15 protein-coding genes, 1 tRNA gene and 1 riboswitch are annotated in these 15816 nt (G+C 73.2%); of the genes, 2 read left to right on the top strand and 14 right to left on the bottom strand.

Going from position 1 to position 15816, the window contains the following annotated elements; translation table 11 throughout:
* Positions 1-151: carotenoid oxygenase family protein (locus E6U81_RS35850; protein ID WP_136234189.1), on the top strand; the 151-nt coding region annotated here is incomplete at its 5' end.
* Positions 152-370: 219 nt separating this feature from the next.
* Here E6U81_RS35850 and E6U81_RS35845 read toward each other — a convergent pair.
* The 10 genes from E6U81_RS35845 to E6U81_RS35800 all read right to left on the bottom strand — a co-directional run bounded on the left by E6U81_RS35845 (position 371) and on the right by E6U81_RS35800 (position 9091).
* Positions 371-444 (bottom strand) — tRNA-Pro (locus E6U81_RS35845).
* 104 nt (positions 445-548) lie between these two features.
* The gene (locus E6U81_RS35840; RefSeq protein WP_136234188.1) at positions 549-911 is read right to left on the bottom strand and encodes an MmcQ/YjbR family DNA-binding protein; all 363 of its coding nucleotides are present in this window, start codon (positions 909-911) and stop codon (positions 549-551) included.
* Positions 912-989: 78 nt separating this feature from the next.
* A complete protein-coding gene (locus E6U81_RS35835) occupies positions 990-1535 on the bottom strand; it encodes a GAF domain-containing protein (protein ID WP_136234187.1) in 546 nt (181 codons plus the stop codon).
* Positions 1535-2146 carry an ATP/GTP-binding protein gene (locus E6U81_RS35830; protein WP_136234186.1) on the bottom strand — a complete coding sequence of 204 codons (612 nt, stop codon included), beginning with the start codon at positions 2144-2146 and terminating at the stop codon, positions 1535-1537. Before E6U81_RS35830 ends, E6U81_RS35835 begins: the two co-directional genes overlap by 1 nt.
* Positions 2124-2462, bottom strand: a complete 339-nt coding sequence (locus E6U81_RS35825; RefSeq protein WP_240804213.1) for a DUF742 domain-containing protein — start codon at positions 2460-2462, stop codon at positions 2124-2126. Before E6U81_RS35825 ends, E6U81_RS35830 begins: the two co-directional genes overlap by 23 nt.
* A 71-nt stretch (positions 2463-2533) precedes the next feature.
* Positions 2534-2956: a roadblock/LC7 domain-containing protein gene (locus E6U81_RS35820; RefSeq protein ID WP_136234192.1), complete on the bottom strand. Its 423-nt coding sequence runs from the start codon at positions 2954-2956 to the stop codon at positions 2534-2536.
* 71 nt (positions 2957-3027) lie between these two features.
* Entirely contained in the window at positions 3028-5460 is a 2433-nt protein-coding gene (locus E6U81_RS41440; protein WP_240804212.1) for an ATP-binding protein, read from the bottom strand.
* 300 nt (positions 5461-5760) lie between these two features.
* Positions 5761-7002 (bottom strand): MBL fold metallo-hydrolase, encoded by a 1242-nt coding sequence (locus E6U81_RS35810; RefSeq protein ID WP_136234184.1) that lies wholly within the window; start codon positions 7000-7002, stop codon positions 5761-5763.
* Between the two features lie 168 nt (positions 7003-7170).
* Positions 7171-7956, bottom strand: a complete 786-nt coding sequence (locus tag E6U81_RS35805) for an SGNH/GDSL hydrolase family protein (protein WP_136234183.1) — start codon at positions 7954-7956, stop codon at positions 7171-7173.
* Positions 7957-8119: 163 nt separating this feature from the next.
* Positions 8120-9091, bottom strand: a complete 972-nt coding sequence (locus tag E6U81_RS35800) for a M23 family metallopeptidase (RefSeq protein ID WP_136234182.1) — start codon at positions 9089-9091, stop codon at positions 8120-8122.
* Between the two features lie 4 nt (positions 9092-9095).
* A riboswitch (cyclic di-AMP (ydaO/yuaA leader) is annotated at positions 9096-9303 on the bottom strand.
* 282 nt (positions 9304-9585) lie between these two features.
* Between E6U81_RS35800 and E6U81_RS35795 the strand changes: the two genes are divergently transcribed.
* On the top strand, positions 9586-10377 hold the full coding sequence (locus E6U81_RS35795; RefSeq protein ID WP_136234181.1) for a tyrosine-protein phosphatase: 792 nt from the start codon (positions 9586-9588) through the stop codon (positions 10375-10377).
* A gap of 91 nt (positions 10378-10468) precedes the next feature.
* On the opposite strand, the gene E6U81_RS35790 is transcribed toward E6U81_RS35795, so the two are convergent.
* From E6U81_RS35790 to shc, 4 genes are read right to left on the bottom strand one after another with little or no spacing between them, the layout of a single operon-like run.
* Positions 10469-11875, bottom strand: coding sequence for an aspartate aminotransferase family protein (locus E6U81_RS35790; protein ID WP_136234180.1), 1407 nt, complete (start codon positions 11873-11875; stop codon positions 10469-10471).
* Entirely contained in the window at positions 11872-12903 is a 1032-nt protein-coding gene (hpnH, locus tag E6U81_RS35785) for an adenosyl-hopene transferase HpnH (RefSeq protein ID WP_136234179.1), read from the bottom strand. The genes E6U81_RS35790 and hpnH overlap by 4 nt, the downstream gene beginning before the upstream one ends.
* 5 nt (positions 12904-12908) lie before the next feature.
* Positions 12909-13586: a 1-hydroxy-2-methyl-2-butenyl 4-diphosphate reductase gene (locus E6U81_RS35780; protein ID WP_136234178.1), complete on the bottom strand. Its 678-nt coding sequence runs from the start codon at positions 13584-13586 to the stop codon at positions 12909-12911.
* Positions 13586-15607 carry a squalene--hopene cyclase gene (gene shc / locus E6U81_RS35775; protein ID WP_136234191.1) on the bottom strand — a complete coding sequence of 674 codons (2022 nt, stop codon included), beginning with the start codon at positions 15605-15607 and terminating at the stop codon, positions 13586-13588. The genes E6U81_RS35780 and shc overlap by 1 nt, the downstream gene beginning before the upstream one ends.
* Positions 15608-15816 lie beyond the last annotated feature (209 nt).

The following is a 15816-nucleotide window of genomic DNA, read 5'->3' as shown; positions in this document are numbered from 1 at the left end:
CTCCGACCTCAAACAAGACGCCTCACAACTCCTCATCCTCGACGCAGCCGGCCTGACCACCCTCGCCACCATCCACCTCCCCCACCGCGTCACCGCCGGCCTCCACGGCTCCTGGATCCCCGACACCAACACCCCCCGCAACGCGACCTGATCCCGGCCCGCGGACAGGTCGGGGGCCGTTTCAAACCCCTCTGGAACGGCCCCTGAGCTGCGCCTTCGTCTGAGCGTGTGCCCGAGCGGCCGGCGTTCGCGATCTTGTCGCCGGGGGGGGTGGATACGGCTCGCGGGCGGCATCGGCCGGGGCCCGGAAATAGCCGAAGGGCCGTTTCGGATTGCTCCAAAACGGCCCTCGACCTGCGACTCTTTCGAGTCGGGACGACAGGATTTGAACCTGCGACCCCTTGACCCCCAGTCAAGTGCGCTACCAAGCTGCGCCACGTCCCGATGCCCGCTGACCTGGGGTTTCCCCTGGCCGAACGCGCATGAGAACGATACCGCATTTCAGTGGGTGGTCGCGCGCGCCTTTCCGCCACCCGTTCACGATCAGGTCAGGCGCTGCCTGACGTCAGCTCCGGATGGGCCGCGACCAGGCGTTTCGGGGCCGCCTGGAGCCAGGAGTCGGTCAGGATCGAGCGCAGCTCGGCCTCGTCCTGCACCGCCGCCAGGCGGACCCGGATCCACGCGTAGTTGTCGTCGTGACCTGCACGCATGAAAAACTTCTCCGGTTCCGCCGCGATCAGCTCGGCCCGTTCCTCCTTGGGACATTTCACCCCGATCGAGGTGTCGTCGTCGGCGAGCGCGGCAAAGATCTTCCCGCCCACCCGGAAGGTCGGCATGCCCCATGCCGGCTTCTCGGTGCTGTCCGGGAGGGACAGTGCGATCAGGCGGACGTCCTGCACGGTGGTGGCCATCCCCGGGACTCCTCTCCAGCCTCCGGCTCCGGTGGATCCTCGTCCGACGACCGTAGCCCCCGCCACCGACAACCGTGCTCACACGCGCCGGTCCTCCCGCTCGTGCAGCAGCGCCACGAGCTCCGCCGCCAGCTCCTTCGCGGTGGCGAGCCCCTCCGTCCCCCACCGCCGCGGCACCACGTCCACCGCGCACACCGTGCCCAGGACGATCCCGCGCCGGTCGGTCAGCGGTGCACCCAGGTAGGAACGGACCCCGCTCCCGTCCACCACCACGTTGCCGGCGAACCGGGCGAAGTCCCGCACGTCCTCCAGCACCAGCGCGCGCCTGCGCACCACCACGTGCGGGCAGTAGCCGTGGTCGCGGGCCAGGACCCGCGCCGGGTAACCGCTCTCGGGGGCGTCGGGCGCATGGTGCAGCCCCGCGAAGAACTGGCGTTCCTCGCCGACGAAGTTCACCCCCGCGTAGGGGGCGCCGAGAACGTCCGCGACGCGCCGCGCGAAGGCGTCCAGTTCGGTGTCCACCCGCTCTCCCAGACCCAGTTCGCGCAGCCGGACGGCCCGCGCGGGCGCCTCCCGGTCCACCGGTGTGAGCAGCAGGTGTCCGGTCGATTCGTAGTAGAGCATCACGTTTCCCCCGACTCTGTTAACAGTGGCGTTGATGTCGATCGGGACGCGGCCGTGCACAGCAGGTGACGGACCAGGGCGGCGAGCGTCACCGTCCCGGAGCTGGTCAGGCGCGCGTCGCACCGTACGACGGGCACCTCGGGCCCCAGTCCCACCGCGTCCCGGACCTCGTCGGGCGTGTAGCGGTGGCAGCCGTCGAACTCGTTGACGGCGACGACGAAGCCGATGCCGCGCCGCTCGAAGAAGTCCACGGCCGGGAAGCAGTCCGCGAGGCGGCGGGTGTCCGCGAGCACCACGGCGCCGAGCGCGCCCGCGCACAGCTCCTCCCACAGGAACCAGAACCGGTGCTGGCCGGGCGTGCCGAAGAGGTAGAGCACGTGGCGGTCGTCCAGGGTGATCCGGCCGAAATCGAGCGCGACGGTCGTCGTGGTCTTGGCCTCGACCCCGTGCAGCGGGTCGGCATCGGTGCCGAGGTCGCTGAGCCGTTCCTCCGTGCTCAGCGGCTCGATCTCGCTCACCGCGCCCACGAAGGTGGTCTTCCCCGCCCCGAAACCCCCCGCGACCAGCACCTTCAGTGTGACGGGGGCGTCACAGTCGTTTGCGTAGGCCATCGAGCACCGCCAGGAGGAGGGACTGGTCATCGGCGGCGAGCGACCCTTCGCCGGGGAACCGCGGCGACTGCGCCATCACGGCCCCGCAATCCATGAGATCGGACAGCAGCACCTTGACCACTGCGGCGGGGAGCCTCAGCTGGCCCGCCAGCTCGGCGACGGTGACCGCTGCCGTGCCGGCGCACAATCGCAGCGCGAGGGTGTGCTCGGCCCCGAGCGGGATGCGCGGGCGCACCCCGGTCGCGGTCATCAGCGACAGCAGGTCGAGCGCGATGCCCGGTCTGGTCCGGCCGCCGCTGGCGGTGTACGGGCGCATGACCCGCCCCGCCGATCCGTCGAGCCACGGTGTGTCCCGCCCTTTCCCGTACGCCCCCCTGCCGTGGGCCCTCATCGCTCCACGTTCGCGGCGGGCCGCCGGGGCGCCGCCGCGAGGTACGGGCGGACGCTCTTCACCAGCATCGCCATCTCGTAGCCGAGCACGCCGGCGTCGGCCTCCCGGTCGGCGAGGACGGCCAGGCAGGTCCCGGATCCGGCCGCGGACACGAAGACGAGCGCGGTGTCGAGCTCGACGACGACCTGCCGTACCTCCGCCCCCTCGCTGAACCGGGCGCCGGCGCTGCGGCCGAGCGAGTAGAGGCCGGAGGCGAGGGCCGCCATGTGGTCGGCGCTGTCGGGGTCCATGCCGTGTACGCAGGTCACGAGCCCGTCGGCGGTGAGCAGTACGGCACTGCGGGTGTAGGGCACGCGCTGGACCAGGCCGCTGAGCAGCCAGTCGAGGTCCGAGAGCCGGCTGCCGGTCTTCGTCGCCATGTTGCCGCTCATGGTGGTGTGCTCCTTGCCGAGGTTGCTGAACGCGCTGGGGTTGCGGGGGGTGCTGGGGGTCATACCTGGTTCTCCGACTGCGCGAGGCCGAAGCCCCGCTGGAAGGCGGCCATGAGGCCGGGGTCGTGCACGGGTTGCTCGGCGTCCGCGGGGCGCCGCGGGGCCGGTGCCTCGCGCAGCTGGGGCGCGAGGTGCTGCTGCGCGCGGCGCCGGGGCAGCTCGGGCCGCTCGCCCACGGCGTGCCCGTCGGACTCCCCCGCCCCGGTCCGGGGCCGGGCTGCCGCCCATGAGTCGCCCGACGGCCCACCGTCGGGCCCGGGCCCGCCCGACGTTCCGATGCCGGGAGCGGACCAGGTACCGGCCGCCGCCCCGGCGTGCGGCTCGTTCCCCGGCCGGGCAGCCGCCGCGGAACCGGGCTCCGGCCGGGCCACAGCCCCTGGCCCACCGCCGGTCCATGGATCCGCAGCGGCCCCGGCTGTGCCCCAGAAGGCGGACGGGGCCCCGGAGGCGTCGGCGGTGGAACCGGGAGCCAGCCCGGTAGCGGGCTCGCTCGACGGCCAGGTGTCCACCGCGGCGCCGAGCCCTCGCCGGTCCGACCTGTCGGCCGCAGGCGCCGCCTGCGGCGCGGCCCCCGGCTCTGGCCAGGCCTCGGGCTCTCCCGACCGCCAGATCCCAGACCCTGGCCGACCCGACGGGTCACCGTCGGTCGCGGCCCACGCGTCGCCCCGTCCGCCGGGCGGGGTGCCGGACGAGTCCCACACGTCCGCCACGGCACCGGGCTCCGGCCCGGTCCCGGGCTCGGCCGGCTCCGCGCCGCCATGTGCGGGCCAGGCGTCCGACGCCAAGCGGGGTTCCCGACCTGCCGACCGTCCGGCCGGCGTACCGGCCTCGGGCTCGGCCCAGGTCGCGGCATCCGCCGGCCCGCTGGCGGGCTCGCCCGACAGGGCACCGCCGGGGGCCGGCCGGGCGTCCGGCCCACGGGCGGCCTCCCGGCGGTGTGCCCGGCCGACCACAGGCGCAGCCTGCACCTCCGCCTCGGGTCCACTCGGCCACGCGGCCGCAGGCTCACCCGGCTCGGCCGGCCGGGGGCCCGCGGCGGTCTCGGGTGCGTGCCCCGACGGGGCCGGCGGTAGGCCGCCGGTGCCCGTCGTGGTGGCGCCCCAGGTCTCGGCGGGGGCCGGGTCGGGTTCGGGGCGGGGGGTGGGGACGGTCGGGCCCGCCCTGCGGGGCAGCGGCATGCGGGCCGGCTCCAGCGGCGGCGTCACCCGTGAGCCCCCGGCCGCGTCCGCCGCGTCGGCCGCGCCCAGCAGCTCCTGCGGCAGCACCAGCACCGCGAGGACGCCGCCGTAGATGTTCGACTTGAGCTCGACCGCGATCCCGTGCCGCCGCGCCAGCGCCGAGACGACGTACAGCCCGATCCGCCCGTCGGCGAGCAGGCTGCGGACGCTGACCTGGTCGGGGTCCCCGAGCAGGGTGTTCATCCGGTGCTGCTCCTCGGCCGGCATGCCCAGTCCCCGGTCCTCCACCTCGACCGCGATGCCGGCGGTGACCCGCTCGGCGCGCAGCACCACATCGGTGTCGGGGGCGGAGAACACCGTGGCGTTCTCGACGAGTTCGGCCAGCAGGTGCACCACATCGGCGACGGCGTGTCCGCGGACGCTGCCGCCCGCCGGCGGCACGACCTTGACCCGGGTGTACTGCTCGACCTCGGCGACCGAGGAGCGGAGTACCTCGCTCAGGTCGATCGGCCGGGTCCACTGGCGGCGCGAGGCCGCGCCGCCCAGCACCGCGAGGTTCTCGGCGTGGCGGCGGATCCGGGTGGCGAGGTGGTCGACGTGGAAGAGCTCCTTGAGCAGGTCCGGGTCCTCGACCGTGTCCTCCATCTCGTCCAGCAGCGAGATCTCGCGGTGGACGAGGGACTGGAGGCGGCGCGCGAGGTTGACGAAGACCTCGACCTTGCGCTCGCTGTCGGTCGGGGCGGCCGGTGCGGCCAGCCGTACCAGGGTCGTGTGGGCCTGTTCGCGGGCGCCGCGCAGCTCCTGGGAGAGCAGCCAGAACTCGTCCACGCCGGCCGGGTCGCCCCCGGTGAGCGGGGCGTTCGGCCCGCCCCGGACCGGCCGGGGCGGGGCCTCGCCCCGCTCCAGCCGGTCGGCGGCCGTCCGCAGCTCCTGGCGCCCGCGCACGCTGGAGCGGCGCAGCGCCTCGCACCGGTCCCGTACGGCCTTGGCCGCGCGCTGGGCCCCGAGCAGGGCGGCCGCGAGGGCGCCGACCGTGAGCAGGGCGCAGCCCGTGAGCACCGGCCAGAGCCGGGCGTCGCGGTCGCCGGCCCCGCCGCCGAGCTGAAGGGTGAAGATCACCGCGGCGGCGCCGCTGAGGGCGGCGGCGAGCGTGGGCAGGAGGGCGGCGCGTACCAGCTGGGGGCGTATCTGCCGGCCGGGACCGGTGACGGCGTGTCTCGACGGGGCGTGGCGGGCGGCGCGGAGTCCGGACATCGGCGTCCTCGGTACGTGGGGCCCGGCCCCCAGCGTTCCCGGGGCCCGGTGTTGATCACCGAATACCCACGCTAGACCCCGCTGTCCCGCCCCGGACTGCCAGTTGGCGAACTTCGCGGGGGTGCTTCCCGCTCCCGGTGGAGCGCTCGTACAGCAGCCCGAATGCGCCGGTCAGGCCGCTGCGGCCGCCCGGCGGCGCCCCTCTTGGCACGCTCGTACGACGCCGGCCGCCACTCCCCGGCCCGGGAGCCGGCGGCCGGCACCCGGCGCTCGATGCCGACCGCCACGAGATGCCGTCCGCTACGACCCGACGGACTCCGGCTTCTCCTGTCCGCCGACTGCCGACGACGCCACGCGGGCCGCTGTCGCCGCCGCACCGCCGGCTTCGCGCGGGGGCACGGCCGCAGGCCCGTCCACGGGTCCGCCCGCCGCTGCCCCGGCGACGAACGGGCGCCACCACGGCTCACCGGGAGCCCCCTCGGCGCCGGGCTCGAACGGCTGGCCCGGGATCGGCAGCGCGACGGCCGCTCCGGCTCCCTGGGCGGCGGCCAGCGTGCCCTCGCCCGGCTCGTCCCACGGGTGCAGGGCCAGGTTGAAGGTGCCCCAGTGGATCGGCAGCATCGTGCCGTGCGGGGTGCCGCCCTGGAGGTCGAGGTGGGCGCGCATGCCCTCCTCGGGGGTCATGTGGATGTCCGGCCAGTACTCCGAGTAGGCACCGATCTGGATCATCGTGGCGTCGAAGGGGCCGTGCGCGGCGCCGATCTCCGCGAAGCCGGGGAAGTAGCCCGTGTCGCCGCTGTGGTAGATCCGGTGCTCGTCGCCCGCGACCACCCAGGAGGCCCACAGGGTGTGCTGCTGGTTGCGCAGGCCGCGACCGCAGAAGTGCCGGGCGGGGGTCGCCGTGAGGGACAGCCCGGCGATCTTGGTGGTCTCGTTCCAGTCGAGCTCGCGCAGCCGCTCGGGCGACACGCCCCAGCGCTCCAGGTGCGCGCCGACGCCGAGCGGGACGGCGAACATCGTGTCCGTACCGGCCAGCGCCTTGATCGTCGGCAGGTCGAGGTGGTCGTAGTGGTCGTGCGAGATGACCACGACGTCCACCTCGCCCAGTGCGGCCAGCGGAACCGGCACGGGGTGCAGCCGCTTGGGGCCGGCGAAGGGGAAGGGGGAGCAGCGCTCGCCCCACACCGGGTCGAACAGCACCCGGCGCCCGTCGATCTCCGCGAGCACGCTGGAGTGGCCCATCCAGGTCAGACGCAGACCGCTGACAGGGGGCTTCGCCAGGTCCGCGAGGGTGGTCGGGTGCACCGGGATGGCCGCCGCGGGACTGCGCCGCAGCCGCTGCTCGCGGTGGAAGTAGATCTTCGCGAACTCCGTCATAGACCCCGAGGGCCTGTTGCGGGCCCCGACCGGGTTCTGGAAGACGCCGTCGGCGAAGTTCGGCGAGCGGCGGATCCGCTCCAGCCTGGGGCCGGACGGGTCCGCGCCGAAGGCTTCGGGCCGCAGGGCGCGCAGCCGCGGACGGAGGGGACGGGAGCCGGTCAAAGCGCCTCCAGGGAGGATGGGGTCGGTGCGGTCGTATCGCTACGAACGTCCCAACGCACACCGGCCCCGAAGGATTCCACCCGCCCCTTCCGCCCGCCCCTTCCGCCCGCCCCTCACGCCTGCCCCTGCCGCCCGCCTCGTCGTCCTGCGGCTGCGCTCGTACGGCGGCTACAGCGGCAGCAGGTCCGGCCGCTTCGCCTCGACGTGGTCGCCGGAGGACTCGCCGCGCAGCCTGCGGCCGATCCACGGCACCAGGTACTCGCGGGCCCACTGGATGTTGTCGCGGGTCACGTCCACCGAGCCGCGCGGGCGCAGCAGCGGCCACGGCTGGTCGGGGTCGGTCGGCACTTCCAGGCCGAGCACCTGCCCGGCGCGCAGTGCGACGCGGGTGTGGCCCTCGGGCGAGAGGTGGAGCCGGTCGGCGTCCCAGGCGCGCCGGTCCTGTATGGACCTCAGCGACCACAGGTCGAGCACCGGGCAGTCGTAGCGGTCGGCGATGGCGCGCACGTGCGCGCTGTACGTCGCGACCTTGCCCCGGATGTGCTTGAGGACCGGCACGCCGCGGGTGTCGAAGCCGGTGGTGATCATGACGTGGCCGACGGCTCCGGTGAGGTCGGCCACGGCCGCCTCGAACCGTTCCGCCACGTCGTCCGGGTCGCTGCCGGGCCGGATGATGTCGTTGCCGCCCGCGCAGAAGGTGACCAGGTCCGGGGCGAGGGCCTTGGCTCTCGGTACCTGGTCCGCCACGATCTGGTCGAGGAGCTTCCCGCGCACCGCGAGATTCGCATACCGGAAGTCGTGCTCTTCGCGCTGATCGGCCAGGAGCACGGCGAGCCGGTCCGCCCAGCCCAGAAAAGATTCCCCCGGCCCCGGGTCCCCCACGCCCTCTGTGAAGCTGTCCCCGATCGCCGCGTACGAGCCGATGTTCTTGAGTTTCGTCGTCGTCGCTGCCACGAGAACCCATCCTTCACTCCCGTAACCAACCTACGCCAACGTAATGAGGGGTTGACGGGCCGTGATCTGTACCACGCGGGAGATAAGGAATAAGTACACGTGGGGCCGGGACCCCCCTCGGGTCCCGGCCCCACGCGTGTCCGTGCTCCGTCGGCGGCTGCCGTCAGAGGCTGGCGCCCTTCGAGCGGAGGTAGGCGATCGGGTCCATGTCCGAGCCGTAGGACGGGCTCGTGCGGATCTCGAAGTGCAGGTGCGGGCCGGTCGAATTGCCGGTGGAGCCGGAGAGTCCGAGGCTCTGGCCGGCGGTGACGCTCTGGCCGGAGGAGACGGAGAGCTGGGACAGGTGGGCGTACTGGGAGTACTTGCCGTCGGCGTGCCGGATGACGACCTCGTTGCCGTAGGAGCCGCTCCAGCCGGCGGAAACCACGGTGCCCGCGCCGACGGCCTTCACGGTGGTGCCCATGGCCGCGATGAAGTCGACACCGGTGTGGTAGCCCGAGGACCACATGGCGCCCGCGACCTTGTACTGGGTGGAGATGCCACCGCTGACCGGGGCCACGAATCCGGAGGCGGCCGGCTGCGCGGCGGCGGGCGCCTCCGGGGCGGAGTCCTGCTGCGCCTGCGGGGCGGCGGGCTGCCCGGCCCGCTTCGACTCGGCCTTCGGGGCCGCCTTCGCAGCGGACTCGGGGGCGGTGCGCGGGGCGGGGACGGCGCGCGGGGCGGGCGCGGCGTCGACCGGGGAGGCCTCGCCGCGACCGCCGAGGGTCAGCTTCAGGCCGGGGTGGATCAGCGACGGGTCGCTGCCGACCGCCTCGCGGTTCTGCTCGTACAGCCGCTCCCAGCCGCCGGAGAGGTTGCGCTCGGCGGCGATCTCGGAGAGGCAGTCGCCCGGGACGACCGTGTAGACGGTCGGCGCGGCCTGCACGGCGGCCGCCGGGGCGGCCTGGAGGGCGGCGGGGACCTGCGGGGCCACGGCGGGTGCGACGGCGGGGGCCGCCGCCGGGGCGCCGGCCGCGTGGGCGCCGGCCGCGCCGATCAGCGGCAGGGCGAGGGCCGCGCCGCCGGTGCCTGCGACCGCGAATCCGCGGGAAATGGAAAGGGACTTGGGACGGCGGTGCTTACCCTTTGCAGGCATGACGCATTCCTCTCCGGCGCCTGCGAGGTGAGCTGTCGGGTTCGGACTGGAGATGTCCGGCCGCACATGTACGGGACATGAACGACTTCACCCCGAGCCGTATCGGAGAAAAGATCTCCGGCACAGCGGCTTACCTGGTTCCCCCGCTCCTGCCGCGCGAAATGGTTCGGTTGCGGTTTCCGGGCGGCGGCAGGATTCGGCGATCCACCCGGATCGATCGCGAAGGTAATCCCTTGCGGGTACGCCGAACAAGCCGTGAATTCCCTGACGGATTCACAGGTATGAGGGACCGCCGGAATTCCGGTCACCCTCCGTCCATTCCGCTCCGCCAACAGCCGTCCCCACCGGGCCATTCGGCTTTGACGATCAGGCACTCACGGTCACCGTATGATCTGGCTCACGGGGCGGTGCCCGATCTCGCCTCCGGATATGGCAAGTTGGCGCCAAACAGCTCAATTCGGACAGACGCCCCAAGAGAAGGTGAAGGAGTTCCCGTGACCCAGCAGATACAGGAGCCGGAGCTGACCGGAGTGCGCAATTTCCGCGATGTGGGCGGATTGCCGACTTCTGATGGTCGAAGGGTCGGGACGGGACGACTGTTCCGAAGCGGACATCTCGCACATGCCACGGAAACCGATGCAGAGTTCCTCGCTTCGCTCGGCCTCCACACCGTCTTCGACTTCCGCAACGGCGCCGACCATGCCCTGGAGGGCCCGGACGTCGAACTGCCCGGCGTGCGGAACGTCAACATCCCGCTCTCGGACCCGGCGGACGGCCGGGAGTTCTGGCGGCTGGTCCGCGACGGCGACCTCGACCAGCTCCGCGCGATCCTCGGCGACGGCAAGGCCGCTGCCCGGATGGCGAACTCCTACCGCGGGATCATCCGGACCCGCACCGCCGAGCACAGCCGGGTCGTCCACGCCATCGCCGATGACAGCGTCCCCGCCCTCCTGCACTGCGCGGCCGGCAAGGACCGGGCCGGCCTCTCCGTCGCCGTCACCCTGCTCGCCGTCGGCGTCGAGCGCGAGGCGATCGTGGCGGACTACCTGGAGTCGAACGCCCCGCACCGCCGCTACCGCGTGCGCCGCAGCTCCGAGTCGGCCGAGGCCCGCTCGCCCGAGGTGATGGAACTGCTCGCGCCGCTCTTCGACGCCCGCGCCGAGTACCTGGTCGCCGCCTTCGACACCATCGACGAGGTCTGGGGCGGGGTGGACCGCTACCTGGCGGAGGGCCTCGGGCTGAAGCCCGAGACCCTCGACCGGCTCCGGGACCGGCTGTTGGTCTGACCCGGGACCCTGGACCCGGAGCCGGGCCCCGAAGCCGGGAGCCCGGGACCCGGAGCCCGGGGCCTCGGGCCGGGGGCGGGGACGCAGGTCGTCAGCGCGCCGCGACGGCCTGCTTCACCAGCGTCCTGCCGAAGTCCCACATCAGACCGGACCCGCCGTGCGCCTCGTCCATGACCTCGCGGAAGGCGGCGACGAACCGGTCCACGTCCTGCTCGCCCAGGACCAGCGGCGGAATCAGCTTGATCACCTCCAGGTGGTCCCCGGAGACCTGGGTGAGGATCCGGTGCTTCTGCAGCAGCGGCACCACGACCATCTGCGCGAAGAGGCCCTTGCGGGCCGCCTGGAGCATGGTCCAGCGGCTGCGGAGCCCCAGCGAGGTGGGCCGCCCGAACTCGATGCCGATCATCAGGCCGCGCCCGCGCACCTCGTACAGCAGCTCGTACTCGTCCACCAGGGCCGCGAGCCGCCCGCGCAGCAGGTCGCCGGTGGCCCGCGCGCGGGCCACGAGGTGCTCGTCCTCCATGACGGACAGCACCGCCAGCCCGGCCGCCATCGCCTGCGCGTTGGAACCGAAGCTCGCGGAGTGCACGAGCACCCGGTCCATGGACGAGTAGACCTTCTTGAAGATCCAGTCCTTGCCCAGGGTCGCGCCGACCGGCACGTAGCCGCCCGACAGCGCCTTGGCCACGCACACCAGGTCGGGCTCCACACCCGGCTCGTGCTGGTACGCGTAGAAGTCCCCGGTACGTCCCAGACCGGTCTGCACCTCGTCCGCGATCAGCAGCGCCTTGTGCCGGTGCAGCAGCTCCTGCGCGGCGAGCAGGAATCCCGGCGGGGCCGCGAGGACCCCCTTGCCCTGGATCGGCTCGACGACGAAGGCGGCGACGTCCCCGCGCTTCAGCTCCCTCTCCAGGGCTGCCAGGTCCCCCAGCGCCACCTCCGTGTCGGGCAGCAGCGGTGCGAAGCCGTCCCGGAACCCGCCCTCGCCGTTCACCGACAGCGAGCCGGTGGTCAGCCCGTGGAAGGCGTGGTCGCAGTAGAGGATCCGGGGCCGCCCGGTGGCGTACCGGGCGAACTTCAGGGCCGTCTCCACCGCCTCGGTGCCGCTGTTGCCGAAGAAGACCCGGTCCAGGTGGGGGCTGTACGACAGGAGCTTCTCGGCCAGCAGCCCGGGCAGCGGCTGGCAGTCGAAGCGGGTGAGGTCGGCGAGCTGGGCGTCCAGCACGTCGTGCAGCGCCCGCCGGACGACGGGGTGGTGGCGGCCCAGGCCCATCACCCCGAAGCCGGCGAGCATGTCGAGGTAGTCGTTGCCCTCGGCGTCCCAGAAGTGGGCTCCCTCGGCGCGTTCGTAGACCTTGTCGAAGCCGATGGTGCGCAGCATCCGGGGCAGTTGGTGGTTGAGGTGGCGGGCGTGCAGCTCGTACCGCTCCGCCCCGCGCGCGGCGAGCAGGGCGCCGAGGTCGAACCCGCCGCCCGGCCCCTCGTCCGCCGGGCTCATGCCGATCCGTCCCGCTTGCCTCCGACCGTCTCCCGGGCGGCCCGCAGGGATTCCTTGAGGGAGCCCATGGTGGCGAGGACGGCGGTGGGCTCGTAGCCGCAGTGCGCCATGCAGTTCGCGCAGCGCGGGTCCTTTCCGCGGCCGTACTTGTTCCAGTCGGTCTCCTCCACGAGCTCCCGGTACGTCGGCACATAGCCGTCGCTCATCAGATAGCAGGGGCGCTGCCAGCCGAAGAGGGAGTAATTCGGAATGGCCCAGGCCGTGCAGGGGAAATCGGCTTTCCCTTCCAGGAAGTCCAGGAAGAGCGGGGAGTGGTTGAGCCGCCAGCGCCGCCGGTTGCCGCCCGCGAAGGCCTTCCTGAAGAGTTCGCGGGTCTGGTCGACGCCCAGGAAGTGCTCCTGGTCCGGTGCCTTTTCGTAGGCATAGGCGGGCGAGATCATCATCTCGTCCACCTTCAGGTCGTCATTGAGGAAGTTGAGGACCTCGATGATCGTCTGCGGGGTGTCGGTGTTGAAGAAGGTGGAGTTCGTGGTCACCCGGAAGCCACGCCTCTTGGCCTCCTTGATGGCCTCGACCGCCTCGTCGAAGACGCCTTCCTTCGCCACCGATTCGTCGTGGCGCTCGCGCAGGCCGTCGATGTGCACGGCGAAGGCGAAGTACGGGGAGGGTGTGAACTTCTCGATCTTCTTGCGCAGCAGCAGCGCGTTGGTGCAGAGGAAGACGTACTTCCGCCGTGCCACCAATTGCCGGACGATCTCGTGGATCTGCGGGTGCATCAAGGGCTCTCCGCCCGCGATGGACACCATGGGCGCACCGGACTCCAGTACGGCCCCGACCGCCTGGGCCACCGGCATGCGCTGCTTGAGCACTCCTGCCGGGTGCTGGATCTTCCCGCACCCCTCGCAGGCCAGGTTGCACGCGTAGAGGGGCTCCAGCTCCACGATCAGCGGGAACTTCTCACGCTTGCGGAGCTTCTGTTCGAGCAGATAGGTCCCGACCCTGACGGTCTGGCGCAGCGGCATGGCCATCTGGCTCACCTCCTGGGGAGCAGCGAAGAACGGTGCCATTCGTAAAACGCGGGCAGTACGGCACGCAGAACACGGAAGGCCGATATTCCCCCGCGCACCGTGCCGATTCGGACGAGCTCATGCTCCGGGGCGTCCACGATCACCCGGACGGCCGCAACGAGGCGGTCCGCGCCCCGGACCGCGGCCCAGAGGGTCGCCGCGGACTCCATGTCGACCGCGACGGCGCCGGTGGCGCGCAGGTGTGCGCGCTCCTGGCCGCGGACGACGTGGTCGGACCCGGTCAGCGGGCCGGTGTGCACGGTCCGGCCGGGGACGGCCCGGGCCAGCGCCTCGGCGAGCAGCGCGGTCCCGGTGCAGGGGACGGTCCCCCGCGGGTCGCGGGTCTCCTCCGCGACGACGAGGTCGCCCGGGCTCATGCCGGGGACGAGCCCGGCGCAGAACCCGGTGGCGAGGACGGCGGCCCGGTCCATGCCGGCCCGGTCCAGGGTCCGGCGCAGGGCCCGTTCGGCCGCGCGCGGGCCCATTCCGGTGCGCAGCAGGGTGTGCGTCCCGGCCTGCGCCCGGTCCGTACCGCGTACGCAGCCGTGCCCCGCGCTGCGCAGCGCCACCTGCTCGATGCGCAGGGCGCACGCGACGAGCAGCGGGCCGCCCCGGGCCTCCCGGTCGCCCTCGGCGGCGGACATCAGGGGCCCCCGGCGGGTGGGCCTGCCGGGACGGACGGTTCCCCGTACAGGTAGCGGCCGAGTGCGGTCAGCGGGAACACCTGCCGGTACAGGTGGTAGTTGATGGAGAAGTCCCAGGGGAAGCCGGTCCCGGTGAAGTACGGCTCGTCCCAGGAGCCGTCCGCCCGCTGGGTCCGGACCAGGTGGGCGATGCCCCGTTCGACGGCCTTGCCGTCCCGTTCACCGGCCGACAGCAGGGCCATGAGCGCCCACGCGGTCTGCGAGGGGGTGGAGGCGCCCTTCCCGGCCCACGCGCGGTCCTTGTAGGAGCGCTGGTCCTCCCCCCAGCCGCCGTCGTCGTTCTGTACGGATTCCAGCCAGCGCACGGCCCGCCGGACCGCGGGGTGTCCCGGCGCGATGCCGACCGCGGTGAGCGCGGGCACCACCGACCCGGTGCCGTAGATGTAGTTGGTGCCCCAGCGGCCGAACCAGCTGCCGTCCGGCTCCTGTGCGTCGAGCAGCCAGGCGATGCCGCGCCGGGTGCGGGCGTCGCCCGCGCGGCCCTCGAAGGCGAGCATCTCCACCACGTGCGCGGTGACGTCGGCCGACGGCGGGTCGATGACCTCGCCGAAGTCGCAGAAGGGCAGCCTGTTCGGGAAGGGGCTGGTGTTGTCGGCGTCGAAGGCGCCCCACGCTCCGTCCTTGGACTGCATGCCGAGGTTCCAGGACACGCCGCGGGCGATGGCCGCGTCGACCCGGACCGGGTCCGGGTGTCTGATCCGGCGCAGGGCGAGGACGACTTCGGCGGTGTCGTCGATGTCGGGGTAGGTGTCGTTGTGGAACTCGAACGCCCAGCCTCCGGGGGCGAGGCCCGGCCGGCGCACCGCCCAGTCGCCGGTGCGGGTGATCTCCTCGCCGAGCATCCAGTCCGCGGCCTTGACCAGGGCGGGATGGTCGGGGCGCACACCCGCGTCGGCGAGTGCGATGGCGGCGAGGCAGGTGTCCCACACCGGGGACTGGCAGGCCTCGATCATCCGGGCGCCGTCCTCGCGCCGCACCGCGAACCGGTCCAGGGATTCCAGTCCCGCGCGCATCACCGGGTGCCCGAGGTCGTAGCCGAGCAGGTGCAGCGCGATGACGGAGTACACGGCGGGCGGCTGGATCCCGCCCCAGCAGCCGTCGTTCTCCTGGCGCTCGACGATCCAGCGGGCGGCGGTGCCCATGGCCGCCTTGCGCAGCCGGCGCGGGGCGAACCGCCGGTAGACGTGCAGGGCCCTGTCCATCCGCTGGAAGGCGCCGTCCCAACTGGCCAGCGGGGCCAGGCGGGGTGCGGGCCAGGGCGTCCGCGCGTCGGTGTGCAGCTCGTCGAGGGCGAAGGGGCCCGGGCGGACCGGGCGCAGCGCGGAGACCACGGTGAGCGGGACGATCGTCTGGCGGGCCCAGCAGCCGAAGTCGTAGATGTTCAGGGGCACCCAGGACGGCAGGAACACCAGCTCGGGCGGGAGTTCGGGCAGGTGGTCCCAGCTCCACCAGCCGAAGAGGGCGAGCCAGATCCGGGTGAACACGCGGGCGGCGGCGATCCCTCCGTTGGCCCGGATCCAGGCCGAGGCGCGGCTCATGTGCGGGGCGTCCGGCGGGTCCCCGGCCAGGCGCAGCGCGACGTAGGCCTCGATGGTGGCGGACAGTTCGGGCGGTCCGCCGTGGAAGGTGGCCCAAGTGCCGTCCTCGCGCTGCTCGCCGCGGATGAACAGGGCGGCGGCGTAGGTGGTGGCCTCGTCCCTGATGCCGAGGAACTGGCGCAGCAGAAGGTCCTCGGCATCCATGGTGACGTTGGTCTCCAGGTCGCCCTTCCACCAGCCCGCAGGGTCCTGGCGGTCCAAGAGGTGGCGGGTCGCGCGCGCGGTGGCCTCGTACACCTCGCGCGGGCTGCCTTCCGGCTGTTGGGGCAGGTCCGCCGCGGTGCGGCCCGCGCCGGGCGGGCCCGGTTGCCGGTGGGCGGGCGGCGCGCCGGATCGCCGGGCCGGGTCGGGCGGGGCGGTGATCCGCTCCGTGACCGCCACGGGCACGTTGGCCGGGCCGGGCGGGCCCGCGAGCCCGTACTCGGTCCCCGGAGCGGCCGCCCCGGCGGGGCCGGGCGGCGGGGCGCCCGGGGTGGATTCGCTGCCGGCGCCGGCGCTCTCCGCGCTGCCGTCGGTCGTCGCTGTCATGGCTTCCCCTTAGAACAGTGTCCTGTGCTGTGCTGGGGTCCGCC

It is taken from the genome of Streptomyces sp. A0592, assembly GCF_004795115.1.
Lineage (GTDB): Bacteria > Actinomycetota > Actinomycetes > Streptomycetales > Streptomycetaceae > Streptomyces > Streptomyces erythrochromogenes.
Note: the sequence above shows the minus strand (reverse complement) of the source record. Positions and strands in the feature narration are given on the sequence as shown.

What these genes read in the sequence shown, in the direction of transcription:
- E6U81_RS35840 (WP_136234188.1), bottom strand. Translation starts at nt 911, where the DNA reads ATGGCCACCACCGTGCAGGACGTCCGCCTGATCGCACTGTCCCTCCCG.
- E6U81_RS35835 (WP_136234187.1), bottom strand. Translation starts at nt 1,535, where the DNA reads ATGCTCTACTACGAATCGACCGGACACCTGCTGCTCACACCGGTGGAC.
- E6U81_RS35830 (WP_136234186.1), bottom strand. Translation starts at nt 2,146, where the DNA reads ATGGCCTACGCAAACGACTGTGACGCCCCCGTCACACTGAAGGTGCTG.
- E6U81_RS35825 (WP_240804213.1), bottom strand. Translation starts at nt 2,462, where the DNA reads ATGCGCCCGTACACCGCCAGCGGCGGCCGGACCAGACCGGGCATCGCG.
- E6U81_RS35820 (WP_136234192.1), bottom strand. Translation starts at nt 2,956, where the DNA reads ATGGCGACGAAGACCGGCAGCCGGCTCTCGGACCTCGACTGGCTGCTC.
- E6U81_RS41440 (WP_240804212.1), bottom strand. Translation starts at nt 5,460, where the DNA reads ATGTCCGGACTCCGCGCCGCCCGCCACGCCCCGTCGAGACACGCCGTC.
- E6U81_RS35800 (WP_136234182.1), bottom strand. Translation starts at nt 9,091, where the DNA reads ATGCCTGCAAAGGGTAAGCACCGCCGTCCCAAGTCCCTTTCCATTTCC.
- E6U81_RS35790 (WP_136234180.1), bottom strand. Translation starts at nt 11,875, where the DNA reads ATGAGCCCGGCGGACGAGGGGCCGGGCGGCGGGTTCGACCTCGGCGCC.
- hpnH (WP_136234179.1), bottom strand. Translation starts at nt 12,903, where the DNA reads ATGGCCATGCCGCTGCGCCAGACCGTCAGGGTCGGGACCTATCTGCTC.
- E6U81_RS35780 (WP_136234178.1), bottom strand. Translation starts at nt 13,586, where the DNA reads ATGTCCGCCGCCGAGGGCGACCGGGAGGCCCGGGGCGGCCCGCTGCTC.